1 protein-coding gene is annotated in these 286 nt (G+C 69.2%); it reads right to left on the bottom strand.

Going from position 1 to position 286, the window contains the following annotated elements; translation table 11 throughout:
* Window positions 1-286 (bottom strand): FAD-dependent oxidoreductase (locus tag EN824_RS35570; RefSeq protein WP_281041419.1); only part of this gene is annotated, 286 nt, incomplete at both ends.

The following is a 286-nucleotide window of genomic DNA, read 5'->3' as shown; positions in this document are numbered from 1 at the left end:
GCTGGGTTCCAGCGCCGGACCCTTCTGGCGGGCGATCACCGTCACTTGATGGCCGGCCTCGGCGAGGTAGTAAGCGGTGGTGACCCTGATGACGCCGCCGCCCAGCACCACCACCGACGCGCCCGGTTTGATGCCGGCAAGATCGACGCCATGCAGGCAGCATGCCAGCGGCTCGCAGAAGGCGCCGTGCGTCGGCTTGAGGCCGGCAGGCAGCAGGAAGGCCTGGCTTTGCGGCATCACGACATAGTCGGCGAAGCCGCCGTCCCGGTGGATGCCGATGGCCCTG

Source organism: Mesorhizobium sp. M8A.F.Ca.ET.181.01.1.1, from assembly GCF_004792025.1.
Taxonomy (GTDB): domain Bacteria; phylum Pseudomonadota; class Alphaproteobacteria; order Rhizobiales; family Rhizobiaceae; genus Mesorhizobium.
The sequence above is the reverse complement of the archived record's forward strand: the minus strand, read 5'-3'. Positions and strand labels throughout refer to the sequence as shown.